At 32.9% G+C, this 25897-nt stretch carries 25 protein-coding genes; 19 read left to right on the plus strand and 6 right to left on the minus strand.

Annotated elements, in window-relative coordinates; genetic code table 11:
* Positions 1-36 precede the first annotated feature (36 nt).
* The 11 genes from AAA453_RS06335 to dinB all read left to right on the plus strand — a co-directional run bounded on the left by AAA453_RS06335 (position 37) and on the right by dinB (position 14825).
* The gene (locus tag AAA453_RS06335; protein WP_427706944.1) at positions 37-729 is read left to right on the plus strand and encodes a heptaprenylglyceryl phosphate synthase; all 693 of its coding nucleotides are present in this window, start codon (positions 37-39) and stop codon (positions 727-729) included.
* A complete protein-coding gene (pcrA, locus tag AAA453_RS06340; RefSeq protein ID WP_285324016.1) occupies positions 726-2936 on the plus strand; it encodes a DNA helicase PcrA in 2211 nt (736 codons plus the stop codon). Before AAA453_RS06335 ends, pcrA begins: the two co-directional genes overlap by 4 nt.
* Before the next feature lie 3 nt (positions 2937-2939).
* A complete protein-coding gene (ligA, locus tag AAA453_RS06345; RefSeq protein WP_427706946.1) occupies positions 2940-4943 on the plus strand; it encodes an NAD-dependent DNA ligase LigA in 2004 nt (667 codons plus the stop codon).
* Positions 4944-4955: 12 nt separating this feature from the next.
* Positions 4956-6176 carry a CamS family sex pheromone protein gene (locus tag AAA453_RS06350; protein ID WP_427706948.1) on the plus strand — a complete coding sequence of 407 codons (1221 nt, stop codon included), beginning with the start codon at positions 4956-4958 and terminating at the stop codon, positions 6174-6176.
* Between the two features lie 744 nt (positions 6177-6920).
* Complete coding sequence (gatC, locus tag AAA453_RS06355) at positions 6921-7223, plus strand: Asp-tRNA(Asn)/Glu-tRNA(Gln) amidotransferase subunit GatC (RefSeq protein WP_046466253.1); 303 nt, start codon at positions 6921-6923, stop codon at positions 7221-7223.
* A gap of 1 nt (position 7224) precedes the next feature.
* The gene (gene gatA, locus AAA453_RS06360; protein WP_046466252.1) at positions 7225-8682 is read left to right on the plus strand and encodes an Asp-tRNA(Asn)/Glu-tRNA(Gln) amidotransferase subunit GatA; all 1458 of its coding nucleotides are present in this window, start codon (positions 7225-7227) and stop codon (positions 8680-8682) included.
* A 12-nt stretch (positions 8683-8694) separates the two neighbouring features.
* The gene (gene gatB, locus AAA453_RS06365) at positions 8695-10122 is read left to right on the plus strand and encodes an Asp-tRNA(Asn)/Glu-tRNA(Gln) amidotransferase subunit GatB (RefSeq protein ID WP_069815005.1); all 1428 of its coding nucleotides are present in this window, start codon (positions 8695-8697) and stop codon (positions 10120-10122) included.
* A gap of 212 nt (positions 10123-10334) precedes the next feature.
* A complete protein-coding gene (locus AAA453_RS06370) occupies positions 10335-11252 on the plus strand; it encodes a diacylglycerol kinase (protein WP_285324023.1) in 918 nt (305 codons plus the stop codon).
* Positions 11253-11405: 153 nt separating this feature from the next.
* Complete coding sequence (gene rlmD / locus AAA453_RS06375; protein WP_427706951.1) at positions 11406-12767, plus strand: 23S rRNA (uracil(1939)-C(5))-methyltransferase RlmD; 1362 nt, start codon at positions 11406-11408, stop codon at positions 12765-12767.
* Between the two features lie 219 nt (positions 12768-12986).
* A complete protein-coding gene (locus AAA453_RS06380) occupies positions 12987-13544 on the plus strand; it encodes a DUF3267 domain-containing protein (RefSeq protein WP_069815003.1) in 558 nt (185 codons plus the stop codon).
* 210 nt (positions 13545-13754) lie between these two features.
* Positions 13755-14825: a DNA polymerase IV gene (gene dinB, locus AAA453_RS06385; protein ID WP_046466247.1), complete on the plus strand. Its 1071-nt coding sequence runs from the start codon at positions 13755-13757 to the stop codon at positions 14823-14825.
* Between the two features lie 31 nt (positions 14826-14856).
* On the opposite strand, the gene AAA453_RS06390 is transcribed toward dinB, so the two are convergent.
* Positions 14857-15411, minus strand: coding sequence for a 3'-5' exonuclease (locus AAA453_RS06390; RefSeq protein ID WP_046466246.1), 555 nt, complete (start codon positions 15409-15411; stop codon positions 14857-14859).
* A gap of 183 nt (positions 15412-15594) precedes the next feature.
* The gene (gene ftnA / locus AAA453_RS06395; RefSeq protein ID WP_002507198.1) at positions 15595-16095 is read right to left on the minus strand and encodes an H-type ferritin FtnA; all 501 of its coding nucleotides are present in this window, start codon (positions 16093-16095) and stop codon (positions 15595-15597) included.
* 170 nt (positions 16096-16265) lie between these two features.
* Between ftnA and AAA453_RS06400 the strand changes: the two genes are divergently transcribed.
* Together AAA453_RS06400 and AAA453_RS06405 are read left to right on the plus strand one after the other, a co-directional pair.
* On the plus strand, positions 16266-17585 hold the full coding sequence (locus AAA453_RS06400) for a Mur ligase family protein (protein WP_069815002.1): 1320 nt from the start codon (positions 16266-16268) through the stop codon (positions 17583-17585).
* Positions 17582-18304: a type 1 glutamine amidotransferase gene (locus AAA453_RS06405; protein ID WP_427706953.1), complete on the plus strand. Its 723-nt coding sequence runs from the start codon at positions 17582-17584 to the stop codon at positions 18302-18304. Before AAA453_RS06400 ends, AAA453_RS06405 begins: the two co-directional genes overlap by 4 nt.
* A gap of 112 nt (positions 18305-18416) precedes the next feature.
* On the opposite strand, the gene AAA453_RS06410 is transcribed toward AAA453_RS06405, so the two are convergent.
* On the minus strand, positions 18417-19403 hold the full coding sequence (locus tag AAA453_RS06410; RefSeq protein WP_427706955.1) for an FUSC family protein: 987 nt from the start codon (positions 19401-19403) through the stop codon (positions 18417-18419).
* Positions 19404-19582: 179 nt separating this feature from the next.
* Between AAA453_RS06410 and map the strand changes: the two genes are divergently transcribed.
* The 5 genes from map to vraR all read left to right on the plus strand — a co-directional run bounded on the left by map (position 19583) and on the right by vraR (position 23203).
* Positions 19583-20335: a type I methionyl aminopeptidase gene (map, locus tag AAA453_RS06415; protein ID WP_046466242.1), complete on the plus strand. Its 753-nt coding sequence runs from the start codon at positions 19583-19585 to the stop codon at positions 20333-20335.
* Between the two features lie 104 nt (positions 20336-20439).
* Positions 20440-20826 carry a hypothetical protein gene (locus AAA453_RS06420; protein WP_427706957.1) on the plus strand — a complete coding sequence of 129 codons (387 nt, stop codon included), beginning with the start codon at positions 20440-20442 and terminating at the stop codon, positions 20824-20826.
* Between the two features lie 16 nt (positions 20827-20842).
* Entirely contained in the window at positions 20843-21544 is a 702-nt protein-coding gene (gene vraT / locus AAA453_RS06425; RefSeq protein ID WP_046466240.1) for a cell wall-active antibiotics response protein VraT, read from the plus strand.
* Complete coding sequence (gene vraS / locus AAA453_RS06430; protein WP_285324033.1) at positions 21541-22584, plus strand: sensor histidine kinase VraS; 1044 nt, start codon at positions 21541-21543, stop codon at positions 22582-22584. Before vraT ends, vraS begins: the two co-directional genes overlap by 4 nt.
* On the plus strand, positions 22574-23203 hold the full coding sequence (vraR, locus tag AAA453_RS06435; RefSeq protein WP_002507206.1) for a response regulator transcription factor VraR: 630 nt from the start codon (positions 22574-22576) through the stop codon (positions 23201-23203). The genes vraS and vraR overlap by 11 nt, the downstream gene beginning before the upstream one ends.
* A gap of 190 nt (positions 23204-23393) precedes the next feature.
* Here vraR and AAA453_RS06440 read toward each other — a convergent pair whose 3' ends face one another.
* The 3 genes from AAA453_RS06440 to AAA453_RS06450 all read right to left on the minus strand — a co-directional run bounded on the left by AAA453_RS06440 (position 23394) and on the right by AAA453_RS06450 (position 25553).
* Entirely contained in the window at positions 23394-24566 is a 1173-nt protein-coding gene (locus AAA453_RS06440; protein WP_427706959.1) for a YihY/virulence factor BrkB family protein, read from the minus strand.
* 231 nt (positions 24567-24797) lie between these two features.
* Positions 24798-25082: a YtxH domain-containing protein gene (locus AAA453_RS06445; protein ID WP_427706961.1), complete on the minus strand. Its 285-nt coding sequence runs from the start codon at positions 25080-25082 to the stop codon at positions 24798-24800.
* Positions 25083-25088: 6 nt separating this feature from the next.
* Entirely contained in the window at positions 25089-25553 is a 465-nt protein-coding gene (locus AAA453_RS06450) for a low molecular weight protein-tyrosine-phosphatase (protein ID WP_046466236.1), read from the minus strand.
* Between the two features lie 155 nt (positions 25554-25708).
* Here AAA453_RS06450 and AAA453_RS06455 point away from each other — a divergent pair, with 155 nt between their 5' ends.
* Positions 25709-25891, plus strand: coding sequence for a DUF1128 family protein (locus AAA453_RS06455; protein ID WP_226957509.1), 183 nt, complete (start codon positions 25709-25711; stop codon positions 25889-25891).
* Positions 25892-25897 lie beyond the last annotated feature (6 nt).

Raw genomic sequence — 25897 nt, forward strand, 5'->3', positions numbered from 1 at the left:
TAATCATATGTATGTTTAAAAAAGGAGTAACATATCATGCATGACATTAAAAAGTGGAAACATATTTTTAAATTAGACCCTGCAAAGTTAATATCTGACGAAGAATTAGAGGCAATTTGTTTATCTAACACAGACGCAATTATCATAGGTGGAACAGATGATGTTACTGAAGATAATGTTTTTCATTTAAAGCAACGTTTAAAGCAATATGCATTACCGATAGCATTGGAAATTTCAAATGTAGATAGCGTAATGCTTGGTTTCGATTTTTATTTCGTGCCTACTGTGTTAAACAGTTCAGATGTTAAATACCATAATGGCATGTTGTTAGATGCACTCAAGTCATTCGGACAAATAATTGATTTTGATGAAGTCATATTTGAAGGTTATGTCGTACTTAATCCTGATAGTAAAGTTGCGAAAGTGACGCAAGCAAATACAAACTTAACGGATGAAGATATTGAAGCTTATGCATTAATGATTAATGATATGTACAAATTACCAGTTATGTATATAGAATATAGTGGTACATATGGAGAAGTAGAAATAGTAAAAGCAGCAGCAGATCAATTAACAGATACACAACTATTTTATGGTGGTGGTATTAGTGATTATAACGAGGCAAAACAAATGGCTTCAATCGCAGACACTATTATAGTTGGAGACATTATATATAAAGATATAGAAAAAGCATTAAAAACAGTTGAGATAAAGGAGTCACATAAATGAACGCATTAGTTAATAAGATGAATGAGGAACAAAGCCAAGCAGTACGTACAACAGAGGGGCCATTACTTATAATGGCAGGTGCAGGTTCAGGCAAAACACGTGTCTTAACACATCGTATAGCTTACTTGCTTGATGAGAAAGACGTGTCTCCATATAACGTATTAGCCATCACATTTACAAATAAAGCTGCTAAAGAGATGAAAGCACGTGTTGAGACCCTAGTTGGGGAACAAGCTCAAGTGCTATGGATGTCTACATTCCATTCTATGTGTGTGAGAATCCTTCGAAGAGATGCAGATAGAATTGGCATAGAACGCAATTTTACAATTATTGATCCAACTGACCAAAAATCTGTAATTAAAGATGTATTAAAAAATGAAAATATTGATAGCAAAAAGTTTGAACCTAGAATGTTTATAGGCGCTATTAGTAATTTAAAAAACGAATTAAAAACGCCGGAAGATGCACAAAAAGAAGCAAATGATTATCATGCACAAATGGTTGCTACTGTTTATAAAGGTTATCAACGTCAACTATCAAGAAACGAAGCACTAGATTTTGATGATTTGATTATGGTTACAATACGTCTATTTGAACGTGTGCCAGAAGTATTAGATTATTATCAAAATAAATTTCAGTATATTCATGTGGATGAGTATCAAGATACGAATAAAGCGCAATATACATTAGTTAAACTCCTTGCAAATAAATTTAAAAACCTTTGCGTTGTAGGTGACTCAGATCAATCTATTTACGGATGGCGTGGCGCAGATATACAAAACATCCTTTCTTTTGAAGAAGATTACCCAGAAGCAAAAACGGTTTTCCTAGAGCAAAACTATCGTTCTACAAAAAATATTTTGAATGCGGCTAATGAAGTGATTAAAAATAATTCAGAGCGTAAACCAAAAGGGTTATGGACGGGCAATACAGACGGCGATAAAATCCATTATTATGAAGCAACAACTGAACGAGATGAAGCGGAATATGTTGTACGCGAAATTATGAAACATCAGCGTAATGGAAAGAAATATAAAGATATGGCTATTTTATATCGTACGAATGCACAGTCACGAGTACTTGAAGAAACGTTTATGAAATCAAACCTCCCTTATACAATGGTTGGCGGTCAAAAATTCTATGATAGAAAAGAAATTAAAGATTTATTAAGTTATGTACGTATCATTGCTAACAGTAATGATGATATTAGCTTGCGTCGTGTAATAAATATTCCAAAACGTGGTATTGGACCAACTTCTGTAGATAAAATTCAAGCCTATGCAATACAAAATGATTTGAGTATGTTTGATGCATTAGCTGAAGTAGACTTTATTGGATTATCTAAAAAAGTAACACAAGAATGTATTAACTTTTATGATGTGATGCAAAACCTTATCAAACAACAAGAATTTCTTGAAATCACTGAAATTGTTGAAGAAGTGCTAGTTAAATCAGGTTATCGCGAGATGTTAGAACGTGAACAAACGTTAGAATCTAGAAGTAGACTTGAAAATATCGATGAGTTTATGTCTGTTCCAAAAGATTATGAAGAGAATACACCATTAGAAGAACAGTCATTAATTAACTTCTTAACGGATTTATCATTAGTTGCAGACATAGATGAAGCACAAATTGAAGATGGTATCACATTGATGACAATGCACTCTGCTAAAGGTCTAGAATTTCCGATTGTATTTATCATGGGCATGGAAGAGTCTTTATTCCCACACATTAGAGCAATTAAGAGCGATGATGAACATGAAATGCAAGAAGAGCGACGTATTTGTTATGTAGCTATCACACGTGCTGAAGAAACATTATATTTAACACATGCGACATCAAGAATGTTATTTGGACGACCACAATCCAATATGGCTTCTAGATTTTTAAGAGAAATACCTGAAGATCTATTGGAAAATGAAACTAAATCTAAAGCGAAAGCTAAAACACAAGGCAATAGCTTCCGTTCAGCAACAAAAGAACCAGCTAAAAGAGGTTATAGCCAACGTGCTACAGCTACTAAAAAAGCACAAGTGTCTTCTGATTGGAAAGTTGGAGACAAAGTTGTTCATAAATCATGGGGCGAAGGCATGGTTAGTAATGTAAAAGAAAAAAATGGTTCTGTAGAACTAGATATCATTTTTAAATCAGAAGGACCGAAACGCTTACTTGCACAATTTGCGCCAATTGAGAAAAAGGGGGAATAAAATGTGGCTGATTTACAATCACGCGTCGACGAATTGCATCAACGCTTAAATCGCTATAGTTATGAGTACTACGTTCAAGATAACCCATCAGTGCCAGACAGTGAATATGATAAATTGTTGCATGAGTTAATAGACATTGAAGAGACTCACCCAGAATATCGAACGTCTGACTCTCCAACAGTAAGAGTCGGCGGTTCTGCCCAATCAACTTTCGAGAAGGTAAGACATAATACCCCGATGCTCAGTTTAGGCAACGCGTTTAATGAAGAAGACTTAAGAAAATTCGATCAACGTATACGTGAACGTATCGGTGACGTAGAATACATGTGTGAATTAAAAATAGACGGCTTGGCAGTATCTTTGAAATATGAAAATGGCCGATTTGTACAAGGGTTAACACGTGGAGATGGTACTACAGGTGAGGATATTACGGAAAATTTAAAAACGATTCATGCGATTCCTTTGAAAATCAAGGAAGCTAGAACATTTGAAGTTCGTGGCGAAGCGTATATGCCTAGACAATCATTTTTTAATTTAAATGAAGCAAAAGCTAAGAATGATGAACAAGCGTTTGCGAATCCACGAAATGCTGCTGCAGGTTCACTTAGACAATTAGATTCAAAGCTTGCAGCTAAACGTAAACTAAGTGTTTTTCTTTATAGTGTTAATGACTTTACTCAATTTAATGCGAATACACAAAGTGAAGCATTAGATGAATTAGATGAGTTAGGCTTTAAAACGAACCAAGAACGTCAACGTGTACAAACAATTGATGATGTGATTGCATATATTGAACAGTGGACTGAAAAAAGAGAAGCATTACCTTATGATATTGATGGTATTGTAATTAAAGTGAATAAGGTAGAGCACCAAGAGGAGCTTGGTTTCACTCAAAAATCACCACGTTGGGCAATTGCGTATAAATTCCCAGCAGAAGAAGTAATTACAGATTTATTAGATATTGAATTAAGTATAGGTAGAACAGGTGTAGTCACACCTACAGCTATTCTTGAACCAGTTAAAGTTGCTGGGACTACTGTTTCTCGCGCTTCTTTACATAACGAAGATTTGATTCATGACAAAGATATTAGAATTGGCGACAGTGTAGTAATTAAAAAAGCAGGGGATATTATACCTGAAGTCATTAAAAGTGTATTAGATAGACGTCCAGATAACGCGGAAGTTTATCATATGCCAACACATTGCCCAAGTTGTGAACATGAATTAGTACGCATAGAAGGCGAAGTTGCTTTACGCTGTATCAATCCTAAGTGCCAAGCACAACTTGTAGAAGGCATGATTCATTTTGTTTCTAGACAAGCAATGAATATCGACGGTTTAGGTACAAAAATCATTCAACAACTTTATGATAATGAAAAGATAAAAGACATTGCAGATATTTTCTACTTAACAAAAGAAGATTTGTTACCACTTGACCGCATGGGAGAGAAAAAAGTAGATAATTTAATCAATGCTATTGAAGTGTCTAAAAACAATTCGTTAGAACAGTTATTGTTTGGCTTAGGTATCAGACATCTTGGCGTAAAGGCAAGCCAAGTTATAGCTGAAAAATATGGCACAATGGATAAATTATTCGAAGTAACTGAAGAAGATTTTGTTGGTATTCATGACATCGGACACAAAGTAGCTCAATCTGTAGTCACGTATTTAGAAAATGAAGATATTCGTGCACTTATTAATAAATTAAAAGAAAAAAATGTTAATATGACATATAAAGGCATAAAGACAAGTGATTTAGAAGGCCACCCAGACTTTAAAGGCAAGACAATTGTACTTACTGGTAAGTTGTATCAAATGACTAGAAACGAAGCTTCAAAATGGTTAGAACTTCAAGGTGCAAAAGTTACGAGCAGTGTAACTAAAAGTACAGACTTAGTCATCGCTGGCGAGGATGCAGGCTCTAAATTAACAAAAGCTGAAAAATTTGGTACAGCAATATGGTCAGAAGAAGACTTTGTTCAGAAGCAAAATGAAATCGAGGGATAGAGGAGATAATGCATGAAACGGAAGGTTATACTATTCATCTCAGCAGTTTTTTTATTATCAGCATGTGGCAATGATGATGAGAAAAGCAAAGAACAATCTAATGAAAATGAACAACAACAGCAGCAACAACAAGATTCTGGTTCTGTAAAAGATATAGCAACGGATAAAAATGTATCAGGCGACAATTACAGAACAATATTACCATTTAAAGAAAGTAAAGCACGCGGTGTATTACAAGAAAACATGGCAAATAGTTATAACGGTGAAGATTTCGAGAGTGGTCTATTAGATTTAAGTAAAGAAGTCTTTCCAACTGAAGATTATTTATATCAAGATGGCCAATATCTAGATAAAGATACGATTAACGCATATTTAGGACCTAAATATACTAAAGATGAAATCGATGATATGGATGAAGACGAACGTAAAGAGAAAAAAGCAAATGAGAATTTAGGATTAAATCCATCTCATAATGGTGAAACTGATCCTGAGAAAATTGCAGAAAATTCACCAGCATATCTTTCTAATATTTTAGAACAAGATTTTTATAATAGTGGAGATACAAAAGGTAAAAAAATTAAAGGCATGACGATTGGTTTAGCGATGAACAGTACATATTATTACCAAAAGGAAAAAGATGGGGAGACCTATAGTAAGAAATTAGATGACAAAGAAATTAAAAAACAAGGTAAAAAAATGTCTGAAGAAATACTTACTAGATTACGTGAAAATAAAGAACTGAAAGATATTCCAATTCATTTTGCTGTTTATAAACAGTCCGGAGAAAACTCTATTATACCTGGTGAGTTTATCGCTGGTACAACAGTTGAAGGTGATAAAACACGTATTAATGAATGGAAAGATATTCAACAGAAAACTGCTTTATTACCATCTGGAGAAGCTGCAGAATTAGATGAAAGTTTAAACTCTGATTTCAAACAGTTTAATGATAATCTCCAAACATATTTTAATAATTTCACTCAAGCAGTAGGTACTGTTAAATTCGATAATAAAGAAGCTAAGCAATTATCTGTAGATGTACCAATTGATTATTATGGTAAAGCTGAAACCATAGGTATTACACAATATGTCACTGAGCAAGCAAGAAAATATTTCGATGATATAGATGAGTATGAAATTCACATTAAAGATGGTAATAACCCTAAAGCACTAATTAGTAAAACAAAAGAAGATAAAGAACCGCAAGTTCATATTTATAAAAACAACAACTAATTTTTACTCAGCCTTGTAAGGGTGGGAATACGAAATCAAATTTAAAGTTTGATTTCTATCCCGCTCTTTTTTGTTTTAAAATGTTCCGATTTTGAAATGCATGCTTGCCTGGGTATGGCTCGAGCCTGTAGTCTCTCGCTCACACTATTCCCCTAGGCGTCAGCCCTTTACAAAATCGGTTTATTACATGAATTTATACAAAAAACTTAAGAATAGCGAATTCGCCTTAACATATTTTTAAAACGCGATAGCTTATGTATTAGAATTATAATCTGATTCAATAGATAATATCATTGGAACTGTGATACTAGTCACTAACAATGAATGTTTAAAATTTGATTTCTGTGCCGCTCTGTTTGGTTTCAAAATTTTCTAGTTTTGAACGTGTATGCTTGTGTTTATTCGAACATGAATGGTTATACAAGCGTATTCATAATAGCGTCGAGATAAATGTTAAGTAATTTTATGACTTTACTCTATAGATACTAAGTATTAAACGCTTACAATTTTTCGGAGTATGTTCTATATTCATATAAATAATAGAATTATTATACATATAAAAGTGATGAATAGTTATCTACATCTTGAAAACCTAGCTATAAAAGGGTTGTGAAAACATATATTTTTTGGAAAAGTATAAAAATAAATCACTATAATTTACTGTTATTATCGAAAAGCTTAGATTTTTGGGCGGAATTTTGGTACAATTTTGTAATGAATGAGTAAAAAGGAGGCTTTTATTTAATGGCTAAAGTTACACGTGAAGAAGTAGAGCATATAGCAAATTTAGCTAGACTTGAAATTACTGAAGATGCAACTGCAGAGATGCAAGAAACATTAGAAAGTATTTTAAACTTTGCTAATCATATAGATACAGCAGATACAAGTGAAGTAGAACCAACATATCACGTATTAGATTTACAAAATGTATTACGTGAAGACAAAGCAGACGAGGGTATTCCTCAAGAGCTTGCATTAAAAAATGCTAAAGAGACGGAAGATGGACAATTTAAAGTCCCATCTATCATGAATGAGGAGGACGCTTAAGATGACCATCCGTTATGAATCTGTGGAAAATTTGATCAACTTAATAAAAAACAAAGAAATTAAGCCTTCACAAATTGTGAATGATATTTATGATGCAATCGAAGAAACTGATCCAACAATCAAATCGTTTCTTGCATTAGATAAAGAAAATGCAGTTAAACAAGCTCAGGAATTAGATGAATTACAAGCTAAAGACCAAATGGAAGGTAAACTTTTTGGTATTCCTATGGGTATTAAAGACAACATTATTACTGAAGGCGTTGAAACAACTTGCGCAAGTAAAATGTTAGAAGGATTTGTACCTATTTATGAATCAACAGTAATGAATAAATTACGAAATGAACAAGCAGTACTTATCGGTAAACTCAACTTAGATGAATTCGCTATGGGTGGTTCAACTGAAACTTCATACTTTAAAAAGACAGTTAACCCATTTGATCATACTGCAGTACCTGGAGGGTCATCAGGTGGTTCAGCAGCAGCTGTAGCAGCAGGTTTAGTTCCTTTCAGTTTAGGTACTGATACTGGTGGTTCAATTCGTCAACCAGCGGCTTACTGTGGCATCGTAGGCATGAAACCTACATATGGTCGCGTATCACGTTTTGGATTAGTTGCGTTTGCATCATCATTAGACCAAATCGGACCACTTACACGTAATGTTAAAGATAATGCCTTGGTATTAGAAACAATTACTGGTTTAGATGAAAATGACTCTACAAGTGCGCCAGTTGAAGATTCAGATTTCACTACTGATATCGGTAAAGATATTCAAGGTCTAAAAGTTGCGTTACCAACAGAATACCTTGGTGAAGGTGTATCAGAAGATGTTAAAGCTTCTGTTAAACAAGCTGTTGAAACACTAAAAGAATTAGGTGCAACAGTTGAAGAAGTATCATTACCAAACACTAAATATGGTATCCCTTCTTATTACGTTATTGCTTCATCAGAAGCTTCATCAAACTTATCTCGTTTTGATGGTATTAGATATGGTTACCATTCACCTGAAGCGAACTCATTAGAAGAATTATACAAAATGTCTAGAAGTGAAGGTTTTGGTGACGAAGTTAAACGTCGTATCTTCTTAGGTACTTTTGCATTGAGTTCTGGTTATTATGATGCATTTTATAAAAAATCACAAAAAGTAAGAACATTGATTAAAAATGATTTTGACCGCATATTTGAAAATTACGATGTTATTGTAGGACCAACAACACCAACACCAGCGTTTAACATAGGTGAAGAAATTGATGATCCGCTTACAATGTATGCGAATGATTTATTAACAACACCAGTAAACTTAGCTGGATTACCAGGTATTTCTGTTCCTTGTGGTAAATCAAACGGACGTCCAATTGGTTTACAATTTATTGGAAAACCATTTGATGAGAAGACGTTATATCGTGTCGCTTACCAATATGAAACAAAATTCAATTTTCATAATGAATACGAAAAATTATAAGGAGTGGAAATCATGCATTTTGAAACAGTTATTGGACTAGAAGTCCATGTTGAGTTAAAAACAGAATCTAAAATGTTCTCTGCATCACCAGCACATTTTGGAGCAAAACCTAACTCAAACACAAGCGTAATTGATCTTGCATATCCTGGTGTGTTACCAGTTGTAAATAGACGCGCTGTTGATTGGGCTATGAGAGCTTCAATGGCAATCAATATGGATATTGCAACAGAATCTAAATTTGACCGTAAAAACTATTTCTATCCAGATAATCCAAAAGCATATCAAATTTCACAATTTGATCAGCCTATTGGTGAAAATGGTTATATTGATATTGAAGTTGATGGTAAGACAAAACGTATCGGCATTACACGTCTTCACATGGAAGAAGATGCTGGTAAATCAACGCATAAAGATGGATACTCTTTAGTAGATTTAAACAGACAAGGTACACCATTGATTGAAATTGTTTCTGAACCAGACATTCGTTCACCAGAAGAAGCATATGCATACTTAGAAAAACTACGTTCTATTATTCAATATACTGGCGTATCTGACTGTAAGATGGAAGAAGGCTCACTACGTTGTGACGCTAACATCTCATTACGTCCATATGGCCAAGAAGAGTTTGGTACTAAAGCAGAGTTGAAAAACTTAAACTCATTTAGTTTTGTACGTAAAGGTCTTGAATATGAAGAAAAACGTCAAGAAGAAGAACTATTAAATGGTGGAGAAATCCTACAGGAAACACGTAGATATGATGAGTCAACTGGTAAAACAATTTTAATGCGTGTTAAAGAAGGCTCTGATGACTACCGTTACTTCCCAGAACCAGACATCGTACCTTTATATGTGGATGAAGCTTGGAAAGAGCGTGTACGTCAAACAATCCCAGAATTACCAGATGAAAGAAAAGAAAAATATGTGAACAACTTCGGCTTACCTGCTTATGATGCGCATGTATTAACACTTACAAAAGAAATGTCTGATTTCTTTGAAAGTGCTATTGCTGAAGGTGCAGATGCTAAATTAACTTCTAACTGGTTAATGGGCGGCGTGAATGAGTATCTTAATAAAAACCAAATTGATTTATTAGATACAAAATTAACACCTGAAAACTTAGCTGGAATGATTAAATTAATTGAAGATGGCACAATGAGCAGTAAAATCGCTAAAAAAGTGTTCCCAGAACTCGCTGAAAATGGTGGGGATGCGAAACAAATTATGGAAGATAAAGGCCTAGTTCAAATTTCTGATGAAGCTACACTTTTAAAATTTGTAAACGAAGCGTTAGACAATAATGAACAATCAGTTGAAGATTACAAAAATGGTAAAGGTAAAGCAATGGGCTTCTTAGTTGGTCAAATTATGAAAGCTTCAAAAGGCCAAGCCAATCCTCAATTAGTAAATCAATTGTTAAAACAAGAATTAGATAAAAGATAATTAAAAATGCGTTGGATTTTAGTGTAATGTGATGATTAAATAACGTATTACAACAATAGATATAGCAGAACCTGTAGAACGTTTTTGTCTACAGGTTCTTTTACTATTTATACGATATTATATATATTCTGTAAAATTTGGCCTAAATACTTTTATCATTTATCTAAATCATATAATATAGACATTGAGTATAAGAAGTCGAGGGATAAAATATGAGAAAACGAGCTAGAATCATTTATAATCCAACATCTGGAAAAGAATTGTTTAAACGTACCTTGCCAGATGTTTTAATTAAATTGGAAAAAGCAGGGTTTGAGACAAGTGCATATGCAACTGAAAAAGTTGGAGACGCAACTTCAGAAGCAGAACGCAGTTTAGAACAAAACTATGATGTATTAATTGCTGCTGGTGGTGACGGTACGCTTAATGAAGTCATAAATGGTATTGCAGAGCAGCCGAACAGACCTAATATAGGCATTATACCTATGGGGACAGTAAATGATTTTGGACGTGCACTACATTTGCCAAATGACATTATGAGTGCAATTGATGTGATTATAGAAGGCCATACAACAAGGGTTGATATAGGCAAGATGAATAGTCGTTATTTCATAAATTTAGCTGCCGGTGGTCAATTAACACAGGTTTCTTATGAGACGCCAAGTAAATTGAAATCCATCGTTGGACCGTTTGCCTATTATATAAAAGGTTTTGAAATGTTACCTCAAATGAAAGCTGTCGATATTCGTGTAGAATATGACGATGAAGTTTTTCAAGGGGAAGCATTATTGTTCTTATTAGGTTTAACGAATTCTATGGCTGGTTTTGAAAAATTAGTGCCAGATGCTAAGTTAGATGATGGTTATTTTACATTGATTATCGTTGAAAAAGCAAACCTTGCTGAATTAGGACATATAATGACCCTAGCTTCTAGAGGAGAACATACTAAGCATCCTAAGATACATTATAAGAAAGCCAAATCCATTAGCGTATCATCATTTGTAGATATGCAGTTAAACGTAGATGGTGAATATGGTGGTAAATTACCAGGCAATTTCTTGAATTTAAAACAACATATCGAAGTATTTACGCCAAGTGATATTAATAATGATGAAATAGTTGAACAATAAAAGTAGGTTTCGTATAATATTACAAAATCAATTTGAAGAACTTAAGTGTTTCAAGTTAAAATGAATAATCGAAAAAATTAAAGATACAGAATAAACTGAGAGGTTAGGTAAAGACATCAAATATCCTAACCTCTTTTAGTGTGGGGTGAAGTCATGGATGCAATTCAAAAAAATGAGGTCATAGAAGGTAAAGTTATAGATTTAACACATGAAGGACATGGTGTTGTTAAATTAGATCGCTATCCTATATTTGTACCAAATGCATTGATTAATGAAACAATAGAATTCAAAGTGATAAAAGTTAAGAAAAATTTTGCAATAGGTAAGCTAATTGAAATTAAAAAAGAGAGTGAAGAACGTGTAGAACCACCATGCGTTTATTACCATAAATGTGGTGGCTGTCAGCTACAACATATGACTTATCAAGCGCAATTGAATATGAAAAAAGAGCAAGTTGTCAATTTGTTCCACCGTAAAGCAGATTTTAAGGACACAATTATTCACGATACGATTGGTATGGATAATCCTTGGTTTTATCGTAATAAATCTCAAGTCCCAGTTGGTAAGAACAATGAAAATAAAGTGATTACAGGATTCTATCGTCAAAGAAGTCATGACATTATAGATATGGATGAATGTTTAATACAAGACAATATGCATCAAGATGTGCTGAATCAACTCAAATTATGGTTCAATGAATTAAATATCAGTATATATAATGAACGTAAAAAACAAGGCCTTATGCGTCATGTCGTAATTAGAACAGGACACCATTCTAGAGAACTGATGGTTGTATTTGTTACAAACGGCAAGAAATTCAAACAAAGTGATGTGCTTACAGAAAAATTAGTAGCAGCATTTCCAGAAATAGTGAGCGTCAAACATAACGTGAATGATACACATTCGAATGTCATTATGGGTGAAACGTCATATACGCTATATGGTAAAGATGAAATTCAAGATACACTTTCAGATGTAACATTCAAAATCAGTGATCAATCTTTTTATCAAATCAATTCTATTCAAACTGAAAAATTATATCAACGTGCAATTGAGTATGCTGAACTTAAAGGTGAAGAAACAATACTAGATACTTATTGTGGTATAGGTACAATTGGATTATACATGGCACCGAAAGCGCAACATGTCTATGGTGTTGAAATTGTCCCAGAAGCAATTGCAGACGCTAAGCAAAATGCGACCTTAAACCAGTTCGAAAATACTACTTTTGTCTGTGGTAAAGCTGAAGAGGTTATTCTAAAATGGAAAGCACAAGGCATTAAACCAGATGTAGTAATGGTTGATCCACCTCGAAAAGGCTGTGACGAAACTTTCTTGGAAACACTTTTAGAATTGAACCCAAGAAAGATTGTCTATATTTCTTGCAATCCATCAACGCAACAACGTGATGCGCAAAAATTAGCACAACAATATAAATTAACACAAATTACGCCAGTAGATATGTTTCCACATACCACGCATGTTGAAACAGTAGCACAATTTGAAAGACGCTAAATTATAATATTTTATATTTAGGTGGCTTAACGTGAATATTGGATTTGTGTGAATTTAATTAATAAGCTGTTTACTAATTATTGCAAAATATTGCAGAACAAGTAAGTTTGTTAAAATTCAATTACAAGCAACTAACTTACTTGAAAAGCCCATCATTAGTGGTTACAATCGTTGTATAGTCTAGGTAATAACGATGACGATGACACGGAGGGTTGACACATGTTCAAGATTGATTTGTTCTCTAGCAAGAAAATGCTGGAAGGTTTTATACTTTTTCAATTTACAATAGTGATGGTTAGTATATTATTATCTTATAAATTTGCTTATTCATTTACACACATTATAGAACAAAATATTATATTAAATTTAGTATACGGTATATTAGGATTTGCAGTTGTTTATTTCTTACATGAATTTATTCATAATATAATGTTCCGTTTGTTGTCAAAAGGCAATAAACCTACTTTCCAGATCCGCCAAGGTTTAATTACTACTCATATGCCAAATGTATATTTTAAAAAATGGCAATACATCACTATCATGTTAGCTCCCTTAGTCGTTATTACAACAGTGTTGATTATATTATTCTCATTTTTTGCATATTCATCTATGATATTTATAGCGAGTCTTCATATTGGATATTGTGTAATGGACATGTATTTCTTAACAGGCGCATTTAATAATAAAGTGCAATATATTGAAGATACAGAAGAAGGTATAATATTTTATTCAGAGAGTCCAGTGACACAAATACAGGCTCAGACAGAAGTGAAATAAACATAATTGAATTTATAAATTTTAATCTGAGTTAGTTGTTTACTTACAGAGAGATGTTGACGATTGTGTTCAGCAGTCGTTTGTTCTGATAAGAGATAACTGGCTCTTTTTTTGTGTTACTTGAGCAAATTATAAGAAAATACATATTTTAAAAGTTAAGATTGAACTAATATTAATCATTGTATCCAGACGATGAAGGAGGCGAGTGCATTGTCAGAAAGACGTATTATCCATATCGATATGGACTATTTTTTTGCGCAAGTAGAAATGAGAGATAATCCAAAGTTAAAAGGGAAGCCTGTGATTGTAGGTGGTAAAGCAAGCGGTAGGGGCGTAGTTTCAACAGCCTCATACGAAGCTAGAAAATATGGTGTACATTCTGCAATGCCCACTGCACAAGCACATAAGTTATGTCCAAATGGTTTTTATGTTACGCCAAGATTCGAAGCGTATAAAGCAGCTTCAGAAAAGATTATGAAGATATTTAAGAGTTATACTGATGTTGTAGAACCATTGTCATTAGATGAAGCTTATTTAGACATTACACATTTAGTTAGAGCAGATTTACCTGCATCAAGCATTGCTCAATATATACGTAAAGATATTTTTGAAGCAACACAACTGACTTCTTCTGCTGGTGTATCTTATAATAAATTTTTGGCTAAATTAGCGAGTGGAATGAATAAGCCGAATGGGTTAACAGTAATTGATTATCATAATGTACACGAGATATTAATGGGATTAGATATAGGCGATTTCCCTGGTGTAGGTAAAGCTTCCAAACAGAAAATGCATGATAACGCAATATACAATGGTAAAGATTTATACGAACAAAGTGAAAGAGAATTAATAAGACTTTTTGGTAAACGAGGACATGGGCTGTATAACAAAGCGAGGGGTATAGACTATAATCCTGTTAAATCAACAAGAATAAGGAAATCAGTTGGAACAGAGCGGACTTTTGCGACGGATATGAATGATGACGATCAAATATTACAAAAAATATGGGAATTGAGCCATAAAACAGCTGAACGTTTAGCTAAGTTACAAAAATCCGGTAAGACAGTTACAGTAAAAATAAAGACGCACAAATTTGAATCATTATCGAAACAACGAAGCTTAAGAGATCCTGTCAGAGATGAAACGGATATTTATAATATAGCTTATACTTTATATACAGAATTAAAAGATCCAGATGTGCCCATTAGGCTAGTAGGTGTAACGGTAGGTAATTTAGAAAAAGCATCTTATGAAAACATGACAATTTATGATTATATTTAAAAAAGTGAGTTCAAATTTGAAGCTAACTTCATTAATCTTTATCCTTTAAATCTTTGCCATAAATATTAAGCATACTATTTAAATCATCATAGTGTTTTAAAAGGCGAAATGTGATCATTGCACAAGCTTTCGCATCATTTAATGCATCATGATGACCATGAAAATCTAAATTATAATATTGCATCATATAATTTAAGCCGTAGCGATGGTTCTGTATTGTTCTTCTTGATAGTTGTAATGAACAGAAGTATTTCATATTTGGCGTATCACTACCTATAGCTTTAATACTTTCATGCAGGACACTCATATCAAAAGCAGCATTATGTGCGACAACTGGTAGGTCGTCAATGAATTGCATCATAAAAGGGTATACTTTTTTAAACGTGGGAGCGTCATAGACCTCATCTGGTTGTATACCATGTACAGCAATATTTTGTTGTGAAAAGTAATCGTTTGGATTAACTAATGTGTAAAATGATTCAGTGATTTGGTGATTAACAACTTTAACCATACCAACTGAACAGATACTTGTACGTTTACCATTAGCAGTTTCAAAATCAAGGGCAATAAATGCGTCAGAATTCATTAAGCAAGATTCCTTTCTCATGTGTGAATATGATATGACTTTATATAAATATGTGCTTAGAGTCAAGTTAATCAGACTTTAACAAGGCAAATTACAAGCGCATAATAAACATAAAAACTCATCCCAGATTTAAATTGGGATGAGTTTTTATTGAGACAATAAACTTAAGTTATAATATGAAGATTACTCTTCGTCAAATGAACGTGCAGCTAATTCTTTCTCGTATAGGTAAAGTGTATTGCTGTCATCACCGATACGTTTTAGGTAATCAAGGTGTGTTTCAAACATCGCTTCTTCTTCTACTTGTTCGTCTAAGAACCAATTCAAGAATGAAATAGTAGCATAATCTTTCGCTTGATTAGCTAAATCTGATAAATTATAAAATCTACGTGTAACATCTTGTTCTTGCGCTAAGCCATCTTGAAATGTTTCCAAGATACTTGAGAAATCTGATTTTGGGGCAGGAATCGTTGCAAATAAAGCGTGTTCTCCACGGTCATTGATATAATCATATATTTTTTTACCATGGAATCTTTCTTCTTTCGCTTGTTGAACATAGAAATTCGCAAAACCTTCGTATGATTCTTTGTCGCAAAAAGCGGCCATTGCCATATACGCATGTGCTGCAAAATATTCATGATTCATTTGTTCATTTAATGCATTTAACAATTCTTTGTTTAACATAAGTAATAGCCTCCATGTATGTTTTTTTTTCAGTATAGCAAATCTATTCTCATTAGTAAATAATAATAATTATAATCTAGAAAAAAGACATGATTATTTCAATTGAGAATTGTTTGGAATACAACTTAATCATGTTATAATATTTGAGTGAAGAGTGAAGGAGGAAGTACATGAGACATTGGACTGCAACCCACTTAGCAAAATTGGCTAAGCAAGCAAGTAAAGCTGCTGGGAAAAAGGGCACAGACTTGCCAGGTCAAGTTGCTAGAAAAGTGGATAAAAATATTTTAAGAAAATTAGCATCACAAGTTGATGAAATTGTCTTTATAAGTGGCACAAATGGGAAAACAACCACTTCAAATTTAATTGGCCATACATTAAAAGTAAATGATGTCGACATCATACATAATAATGAAGGCGCAAATATGGCTGCAGGTATTACTTCAGCATTTATTTTGCAAATTAAACAAAGCACAAAAATTGCAGTCATTGAAATTGATGAAGGCTCGATTCCAAGAGTACTCAATGAAGTAACACCAACAATGATGGTGGTTACTAATTTCTTCCGTGATCAGATGGACCGTTTTGGGGAAATAGATATTATGGTAAATAATATTGCAAATGCGATTAATAATAAAGGGATTAAGTTATTGTTAAATGCAGATGATCCATTTGTCAGTAGATTGAAGATAGCTAGTGATACAGTTGTATATTATGGGATGAAAGCACATGCACATGAATTTGAACAAAGTACAATGAACGAGAGTCGCTATTGTCCAAATTGCGGTCGTTTATTACATTATGATTATATTCAATATAATCAAATTGGGCATTATCATTGTGAATGTGGATTTAAACGGGAGGATACTAAATACGAAGTGTCTGAATTTAATTTAAATCCATTCATTAATTTAAATGTAGGAACTGCTACTTTCAATATGAAAATCGCGGGAGACTTTAATGCTTATAATGCGATTGCAGCTTATACAGTGCTAAAAGAATTAGGACTCAATGATGAAGGTATAAAACGTGGATTTGAGACATATACGTCGAATAATGGACGTATGCAGTACTTTAAAAAAGACAGTAAAGAAGCAATGATTAACCTTGCCAAAAACCCTGCCGGAATGAATGCTAGCCTTTCTATAGGAGAACAACTAGAAGGTAGCAAAGTTTATGTCTTAGGATTGAATGATAATGCAGCTGATGGTAGAGATACTTCTTGGATTTATGATGCTGATTTTGAAAAATTAGTAAAACAACAAATCGAAGCAATTATTGTTACAGGGCTACGTGCAGAAGAATTGCAGTTAAGGTTAAAGTTAGCAGGTGTAGAAGCACCAATCATTTTAGAAAGAGACATATATAAAGCGACAGCAAAAACGATGGACTATAAGGAAAGTTTTACAGTAGCTATTCCTAACTATACTTCTCTAGCACCTATGTTAGAACAATTAAATCACTCTTTTGAGGAGGACAAAGCTAGATGAATGAATTGACTGTTTATCATTTTATGCCTGATAAATTAAATTTATACAGTGATATTGGGAATATTATCGCGTTGAAACAACGTGCAAAATTGCGTGATATTAAATTGAATGTTGTAGATATAAATGAAACAGAGGGCGTTACTTTTGATCAATGTGATATTTTCTTTATCGGTGGCGGTAGTGATAGGGAACAAGCACTAGCTACTAAAGAATTAAGCAAAATCAAAACGACATTAAAAGAAGTAATTGAAGACGGCATGCCTGGTTTGACAATTTGTGGTGGTTATCAATTTTTAGGAAGTAAATATATTACGCCAGATGGTACTGAACTTGAAGGACTTAATATTTTAGACTTCTATACTGAGTCACAGAAAGAGCGTCTAACTGGAGATATTGTAATCGAGAGTGAAACGTTCGGTACAATCGTTGGTTTTGAAAATCATGGTGGTCGTACGTATCATCCATACGGCACTTTAGGTAATGTCACACATGGTTATGGTAATAATGATGAAGATGCTAAAGAAGGCATCCATTATAAAAATCTATTAGGGACTTATTTACATGGGCCTATTTTACCTAAGAATCATGAAGTGACTGATTACTTACTAGAAAAAGCATGTGAACGTAAAGGTATACCATTTACGCCTAAGCAGGTAAATAATACTGAAGAAGAAGCTGCCAAACAAGTAATCGTTAATCGTGTAACACAAAAACAGTAATAAGCAAAAAAATAAAGTGGCTGTTAGAAATCCTATTGGAAATCTGACAGTCACTTCTTTTATTTTTGAAAATCTTTTGAATTTCAATGCGTAAGACTTAACTACACAAGTGTTACGCAAAACGATGATCCAATATACGATAGATTAATAAAATTTCATAAATTAGGTGACTTTTTAATTGATTGTCATCAAATTCGTCTAATCCTTTAACAGAAGTTTTCAATAATGAAGCAGATTGTTGTTGACGCTCAAAAGATCCAGTAGTGTATATGTCATTAATACTTTGAGCAATACTTAAGATGGCTATTTTTTCTTCATTCGTAAATTGGATATGCGTGCCTTTAGGTAAATAGACTAAGTTTGATAAATGCGTAATAAATAATCTATTTGTATGTGTACGTGTTGTTAATGATTTTAAACGTATCCATTCTGAATCGTGATGTTTGTGATAGCTCAGCTCATCCTTTTGATAAGAAAGCAATGTCTCAACCTTTTGATTTAAATCTAACAATATATTTAATTGTTGGTAAGGCGCACCTTTAGTAAATTTGCCTAACAGTAACTGACGCATACGATGATGAAAGAGACCGTACATTTTAGACTCTACTTTATTTATTGAAGATTCAAGTTGGTCATAATATTTTGGTGGGAATACAACAAAGTTGACTAAACCAGCCGTAACCAGACCAATAATTGCAGTTAATAGTCTTGAGAAAAAGTTGAAGAAATAAGCATCATGTATACCGGGTATCATAGCCATTGCTGTTAATGTTGCAACTGTGGTTCCGGCTTGAAGTTTTAACTTAGTACAAAATATTATTGTAAATGTAGCACTAAAAGCATAGGCGAAAGCAAATTCGTCGCCAAAAATAAATGTAAAAATAACTGCAAAGAGTGCGCCAATTACCGTAGCTGGAAGTCTACGATATCCTTTTTTTAATGATGCCTTCGCAGTGGGTTCAATTGTGACAATAGCAGTTAAAATTGCGAAAATAGGATTTAAATCTAATGCCAAACAAAAAAATGCGGTTAAAAAAGTAGCTAACCCAGTTTTAATTGTTCGTGCACCTATTAGTCCTTTATACCAATTGTTGCTCATAAAAAAACTCCTAGTCATGTTATGTATCAGAAGAGAATTAACACGAATTACAAAAGTAGCCATGTTATTCATATAATCAAAATGTTAAACTATACGTGTTCAAATATTCTAATTTATTATATCAAAAAAAGTCTGCTATAATAAGAAGGAATATAATTTACAAAAAGGAACGGGATAATATGATCGTAAAAACAGAAGAAGAATTAACAGCTTTAAAAGAAATTGGTTATATTTGTGCATTAATTAGAGATACTATGCAAGCAGAAACAAAGCCAGGTATCACAACAAAAGAGTTAGACGATATTGCAAAAGAGTTATTTGAAAAACATGGTGCACTTTCTGCTCCAATCCATGATGAAAAATTTCCAGGACAAACGTGTATCAGTGTTAATGAAGAAGTAGCACATGGTATTCCAGGCAAACGTAAAATACGCGAAGGTGATTTAGTTAATATCGATGTTTCAGCCTTGAAGAACGGCTATTACGCTGATACAGGCATCTCATTTGTAGTTGGTGAAGCGGACAACCCATTGAAACAAAAAGTCTGTGATGTAGCGTTAGAAGCATTTGATGCGGCTATGACAAGAGTTAAAGTAGGTGGGAAGTTAAGTCAAATCGGTAAAGCAGTTCATGCTACTGCACGTAAAAATGATTTAACAGTTATTAAAAACTTAACAGGTCATGGCGTAGGACAATCACTTCATGAAGCACCAAGTCACGTGATGAACTATTATGACCCTAAAGATAAAACTTTACTTAAAGAGGGTACAGTGATTGCAGTTGAACCATTTATTTCTTCAAAAGCAACATTTGTGACAGAAGGCAAAAATGAATGGGCATTTGAAACGAAAGATAAAAGTTTTGTTGCTCAAATTGAGCATACTGTCATCGTTACCAAAGATGGACCAGTGTTAACTACTAAAATAGATTAGATAGTGTTTCGGTCTAAAGTCCTAATATAAGATGGTTCCGGAGCCTATACCAATGGTTCCGGATATTCTTTATAATAGAGTTTAATCGATCATGAGGTGATTCTATGAATTATATTACGTCTTATTTAGAAAAGATGACAAAACACACATTTCGCACAAGCATAGTGGAGTACCAACGTTTTCTTGATAAAAAATTGAGAAGTGTTGAAATGTATATTAAATACTTAATTGAAAGAAAGGGTAATGTAGGCAGTTTAATTGATAGACTGACATTATCATTAGAAAATAAATATATTGATATGTTGGATAACGAGTACATTGATTGTGCCGAAGAAATAGAACATAAAGATATAGAGCAAATAAAATGTGAATTAAATGAAATGGAAGCAGACTACGCTCGTATTGAAACCGATTTATCACAACAAGCAACAGAGAGAGCTAATATTGAAACTGAGTGTGATCTAATCGAACGCATTAGTTTAGTCGCTTGAAGAAAGGTGGCGAAACATGACTCATAAATATATATCGACTGAGATGTTAATTGTTTTTACAACATTATTGATTATTGCCAATTTCTATTATATATTCTTTGAAAAAATTGGTTTCTTACTCGTGTTATTACTTGGCTGTATCCTAGCCTATGTAGGTTATTTGTATTTCCATAAAATACGGGGACTCTTATCATTTTGGATTGGTGCTTTGCTGATTGCATTCACTTTATTATCTAACAAATATACAATTATCATTTTATTTATCTTTTTAATAATGCTAATCATAAGATATATTATTTATAGATTTAAACCATTAAAAGTAGTCGCTACTGATGAAGCAATTGAATCTCCAAACTTCATTAAACAAAAATGGTTTGGTGAGCAACGTACACCAGTATATGTATACAAATGGGAAGACTTACAAGTGCAACATGGCATAGGTGATATTCATATCGATATGTCTAAAGCTGCTAATATTAAAGAAAACAATACTGTAGTGATACGACATATTATAGGAAAAGTTCAAATTATCGTACCTTTAAATTATAATATTATTTTAAACTTTACTGCCTTGTATGGGAATGCTTATGTTAATGAAACTTCTTATAAAGTTGAAAATAATAACATTAAAATCGTGGAAGAGACGAAAGAAGAAAACTATGCTGTAAACATTTATGTTTCGACGCTAATTGGCGATATTGAGGTGATTTATAAATGAATCACTACATAAGAGCAATAGGTTCCATGTTGATATTAGTTTATAGTACATTTTTTGCTCTATTTTTTATCGATAAAGTATTTGTAAACATAGTGTATTTTCAAGGTATGTTTTATACACAAATTTTTGGAATACCAGTTTTATTATTTTTAAATTTATTAGTTATTTTTCTCTGTATTATTGTAGGGTCGGTATTAGCATATAAAATAAATCAGCAAAATCATTGGTTACAGGACCAAATAGAACGTTCTATTGAAGGTCAAACAGTAGGTATTAATGACCAAAATATTGAATTGTATAATGAAACAATTGAATTATATCAAACGCTAGTTCCATTAAATCAAGAAGTACACAAATTACGTATGAAAACGCAAAATCTAACAAATGAATCATATAATATAAATGATGTGAAAGTTAAAAAGATTATAGAAGATGAACGACAAAGACTTGCACGTGAGTTACACGATTCAGTAAGTCAGCAATTATTTGCAGCGAGTATGATGCTTTCAGCTATTAAAGAAACACAATTGGAAGCACCTTTAGATCAACAAATACCGTTATTAGAAAAAATGGTACAAGATTCTCAGTTAGAAATGAGAGCCTTACTATTACATTTAAGACCTATTGGATTAAAAGACAAATCGTTAGGTGAAGGTATTAAGGATTTAGTCGTTGATTTAAAGAAAAAAGTACCTATGAAAGTTGTACATGATATTGAAGAATTTGAAGTACCTAAAGGTATTGAAGATCATTTGTTCAGAATTACTCAAGAAGCTTTATCTAATACTTTGAGACATTCAAAAGGTACCAAAGTAACAATAGAATTGTTTAATATGGCAGATTACTTATTATTACGCATTCAAGACAATGGTAAAGGATTCAATGTTGATGATAAGGTAGAACAAAGTTATGGTTTAAAAAACATGCGAGAACGTGCGCTTGAAATTGGTGCGACGTTCCATATTGTTTCTTTGCCAGATTCAGGTACAAGAATTGAAGTAAAGGCACCATTAAATAAGGAGGATTCACATGACGATTAAAGTTTTATTTGTTGATGATCATGAAATGGTTCGAATTGGAATTTCTAGTTACTTATCTACACAGCCAGATATTGATATTGTAGGGGAAGGTCAGTCAGGAAAAGATGCGATTGAAAAGGCTCATCAATTAAATCCTGATTTAATCTTAATGGACCTGCTTATGGATGATATGGATGGTGTCGATGCTACTGAGCAAATAAAAAAAGACTTACCTCATATTAAAGTTGTGATGTTAACAAGTTACATTGAAGATAATGAAGTATATCGTGCTTTAGATTCTGGTGTAGACAGCTATATTTTGAAAACAACTAGTGCTAGCGATATAGCCGAGGCGATTCGTAAAACGTATAAAAATGAATCTGTATTTGAAGCTGAAGTGCTTGTGAAGATGAGAAATAGAATGAAACAACGTGCCGAATTATATGAAATGTTAACGGAACGAGAAATGGAAATTCTATTACTTATCGCAAAAGGTTACTCAAACCAAGAAATTGCGAGTGCATCACACATAACGATTAAAACAGTAAAAACACATGTAAGTAATATATTAAGTAAATTAGAAGTACAAGATAGAACACAAGCAGTTATTTATGCTTTCCAGCATAATTTAATACAGTAATATATTCTATTTTAAGTATTTCCAAAAGGCTAAAACCGAAACGTAGATGATAGACATTTACGTTTCGGTTTTAGCCTTTTTACGTGTTATAAAGCCATTCAATAGGATAGCTTTAAATTAGGAAGTGAAAATAGCTGATAGATATCATGATTTAGATACCTATCAGCTATTTAGCTAAGTTTATATTAAATTATATTTTTTTGTTGTCTGAGTCTGAAATATTATGATTGGAATCAGAATCAGTAGCATGAGTTGATTCATTTTCAGCATTAGTATCTGCTTCGCTTCCAACATGAGTTGATTCATTTTCTTCAATCTCAGCCATTGTATGTTCTTCTGGTGTTTTACCAGCGACTACTTTGCGTTGATGAATAATCGCATTGATTTCAGCCCCGATAATAATAATAAAGCCTGTAATGTATAACCATAGCATTAAAATAATGATACCAGCGATACTACCATATGTTTTAGAATAGTTAGCAAAGTTTGAAATGTATATACCAAATAAGAATGAGCCACCTAAAAATACAATCGTAGCGAATATTGCACCTGGTATTACTGATTTCATTTTAATTTTAACATTCGGCGCTAACGTATATAAAACCATAAACGCTATGAAAATAATGATTAATGGTAATACAACACGTACTAAATTAAAAATCCATTTGATTTGATCACCTAAACCAAGTGGGCCAAATAAAAGCGAACCGATTTGTTCTCCAAAGGTAGGTAATATCAGTGCGATAGGTAAGACGATAATCATAGCAAGTGTAAATAACACACTGAATAATTTAGAAACAACAAAGTTTCTGCTATCTTCAACGTCATATGCGACATTGAAAGAGTTCATAATTGCAGTCATACCGTTTGATGCAGACCACAGTGCTAAAATCAAACCTACAGATAATATACTACCACTAGCGTTCCCCATAATATCACCAATGATTGATGATACTTGTCCTGCATAATCTGAAGGGACGTGCTCTTTAATCATATCTCTTATCGTTGACTGTTCAACACCTACGACAGGTACTATTGATAGTAAGAATAGGAGCATAGGGAATAGTGACAACATGAAGTAATAAGATAATTGTGCAGATAAACCGGATGCATCATCTTTACCTATTCTATAAATGAGATAAGAGAAAAAATTAGGGTTTTTCGTATATTTTGCTGGTTTATTAATACGTGATACAAAGAATTCTTGATTGTCTTTCTTAGGTGATTTTGATTTGAATTCATTAGGTGTGATATAAGTACGATCACGCCCGATTTGTTCATCTTTTGTTTTCTTAGACTTCTTCTCTTCATTCTTTTTAGCTGAGTTTAGAAACTTTGAAGTTGTTTTCTCTTTTTTAGACATATCAAATCTCCTTATGTATTGATGTTTTCAGTATATTGTTTAATATACTTTAAAAGTTAAAGAAGGTAAATAACTGTTGATATTCTTTTTTTAAAAATTGTTTTTAAGTTTTTAAAATATCGCACATTACAAGTTATATACAAAAGACAATACCTAAACATGTAATATTAGGTATTGCCTTAATTTAATTATTTAAACATGCGGTATCAAAAATACAATACTATAAATCAATTAATTGTTTAAACGTTTATTTTTACGTTCAACGAATGTATTTTTCGCGTCTTTTAAAGAACGTTCTAATTCTGGATTATTACGGCGAATTTCTTCTACCACATCTTTCCAATATAATACTTCGTCTTTTACGTTGTTGATAGCTGAAGGTTTTTGAGAACGATTGCCTTCTTTTCTATCTTTAGTTGATTGTTTTAATGATTGGCGAGTTGATTTGTCTGCCAATGTTGCTGCGCCTCCAATTACGGCACCTAATAGAATTCCTGGAATTAATTTATTTTGCATGATGTTTTACCCCTCTCTTAGATTTGCATCTTTAACTATAAAATCAATTAAGTTATCACAAGATGATTGTACCATTTTATAAACACCTTCGAAATTATTTGTATAATAAGGATCAGGTACGTCAGTCTCATTCATATCACTAAAGTCTAATAGCTTATACAATTGTCCTTTAATGCTAGAATTGATCTGTTTAATATTCTCTACATTACTTTGATCCATTGCAATGATATAATCAAAGTCATCATCAGCTTTAAATAGTTCACTGATCATGTTATCAAACGGTATATCATTTTTAGTGAGAATATCTTGCGTACCCTCATGAGGTGGCTGACCTAAGTTCCATTCACCTGTGCCTCTAGAGGTTACGTTTAAACCTGTTATCTTTCGATCTAGTAATCTTTGTCGCATTATAGCTTCTGCCATTGGCGAGCGACAAATATTGCCTAAACAAACGAATGCTACTGAAATCATGTGACTACCTCCAAATTATATAATGCTATTTCCCATTTTAAAGCTTTTTTAATCATTTCTAAAGCATTATTATGATAAAAGTTTTACAAGAAACGTAAATTTGATAAAATAAGTTGGTAAAAGGGGTGAACGAAGTGACAAATACTAACGAACAAATGATATTAGAAATAAGAGAACGTTTAAATCTTGTAAATCAAAGCTTGATTGATCCAGATAAATATGAAGAAGCAGATAAGCAAGAAATAAGCGAAATTCACGAATATGTAACATCAAAAGCGTCATTTACACCAAGTGAAGCAGCTGCAATTGCAGACGCACTTGGGCAAATACGCAAATAAAAGGAG

It is taken from the genome of Staphylococcus parequorum (genome assembly GCF_039237145.1).
GTDB classification, from domain to species: Bacteria; Bacillota; Bacilli; order Staphylococcales; family Staphylococcaceae; genus Staphylococcus; species Staphylococcus equorum_A.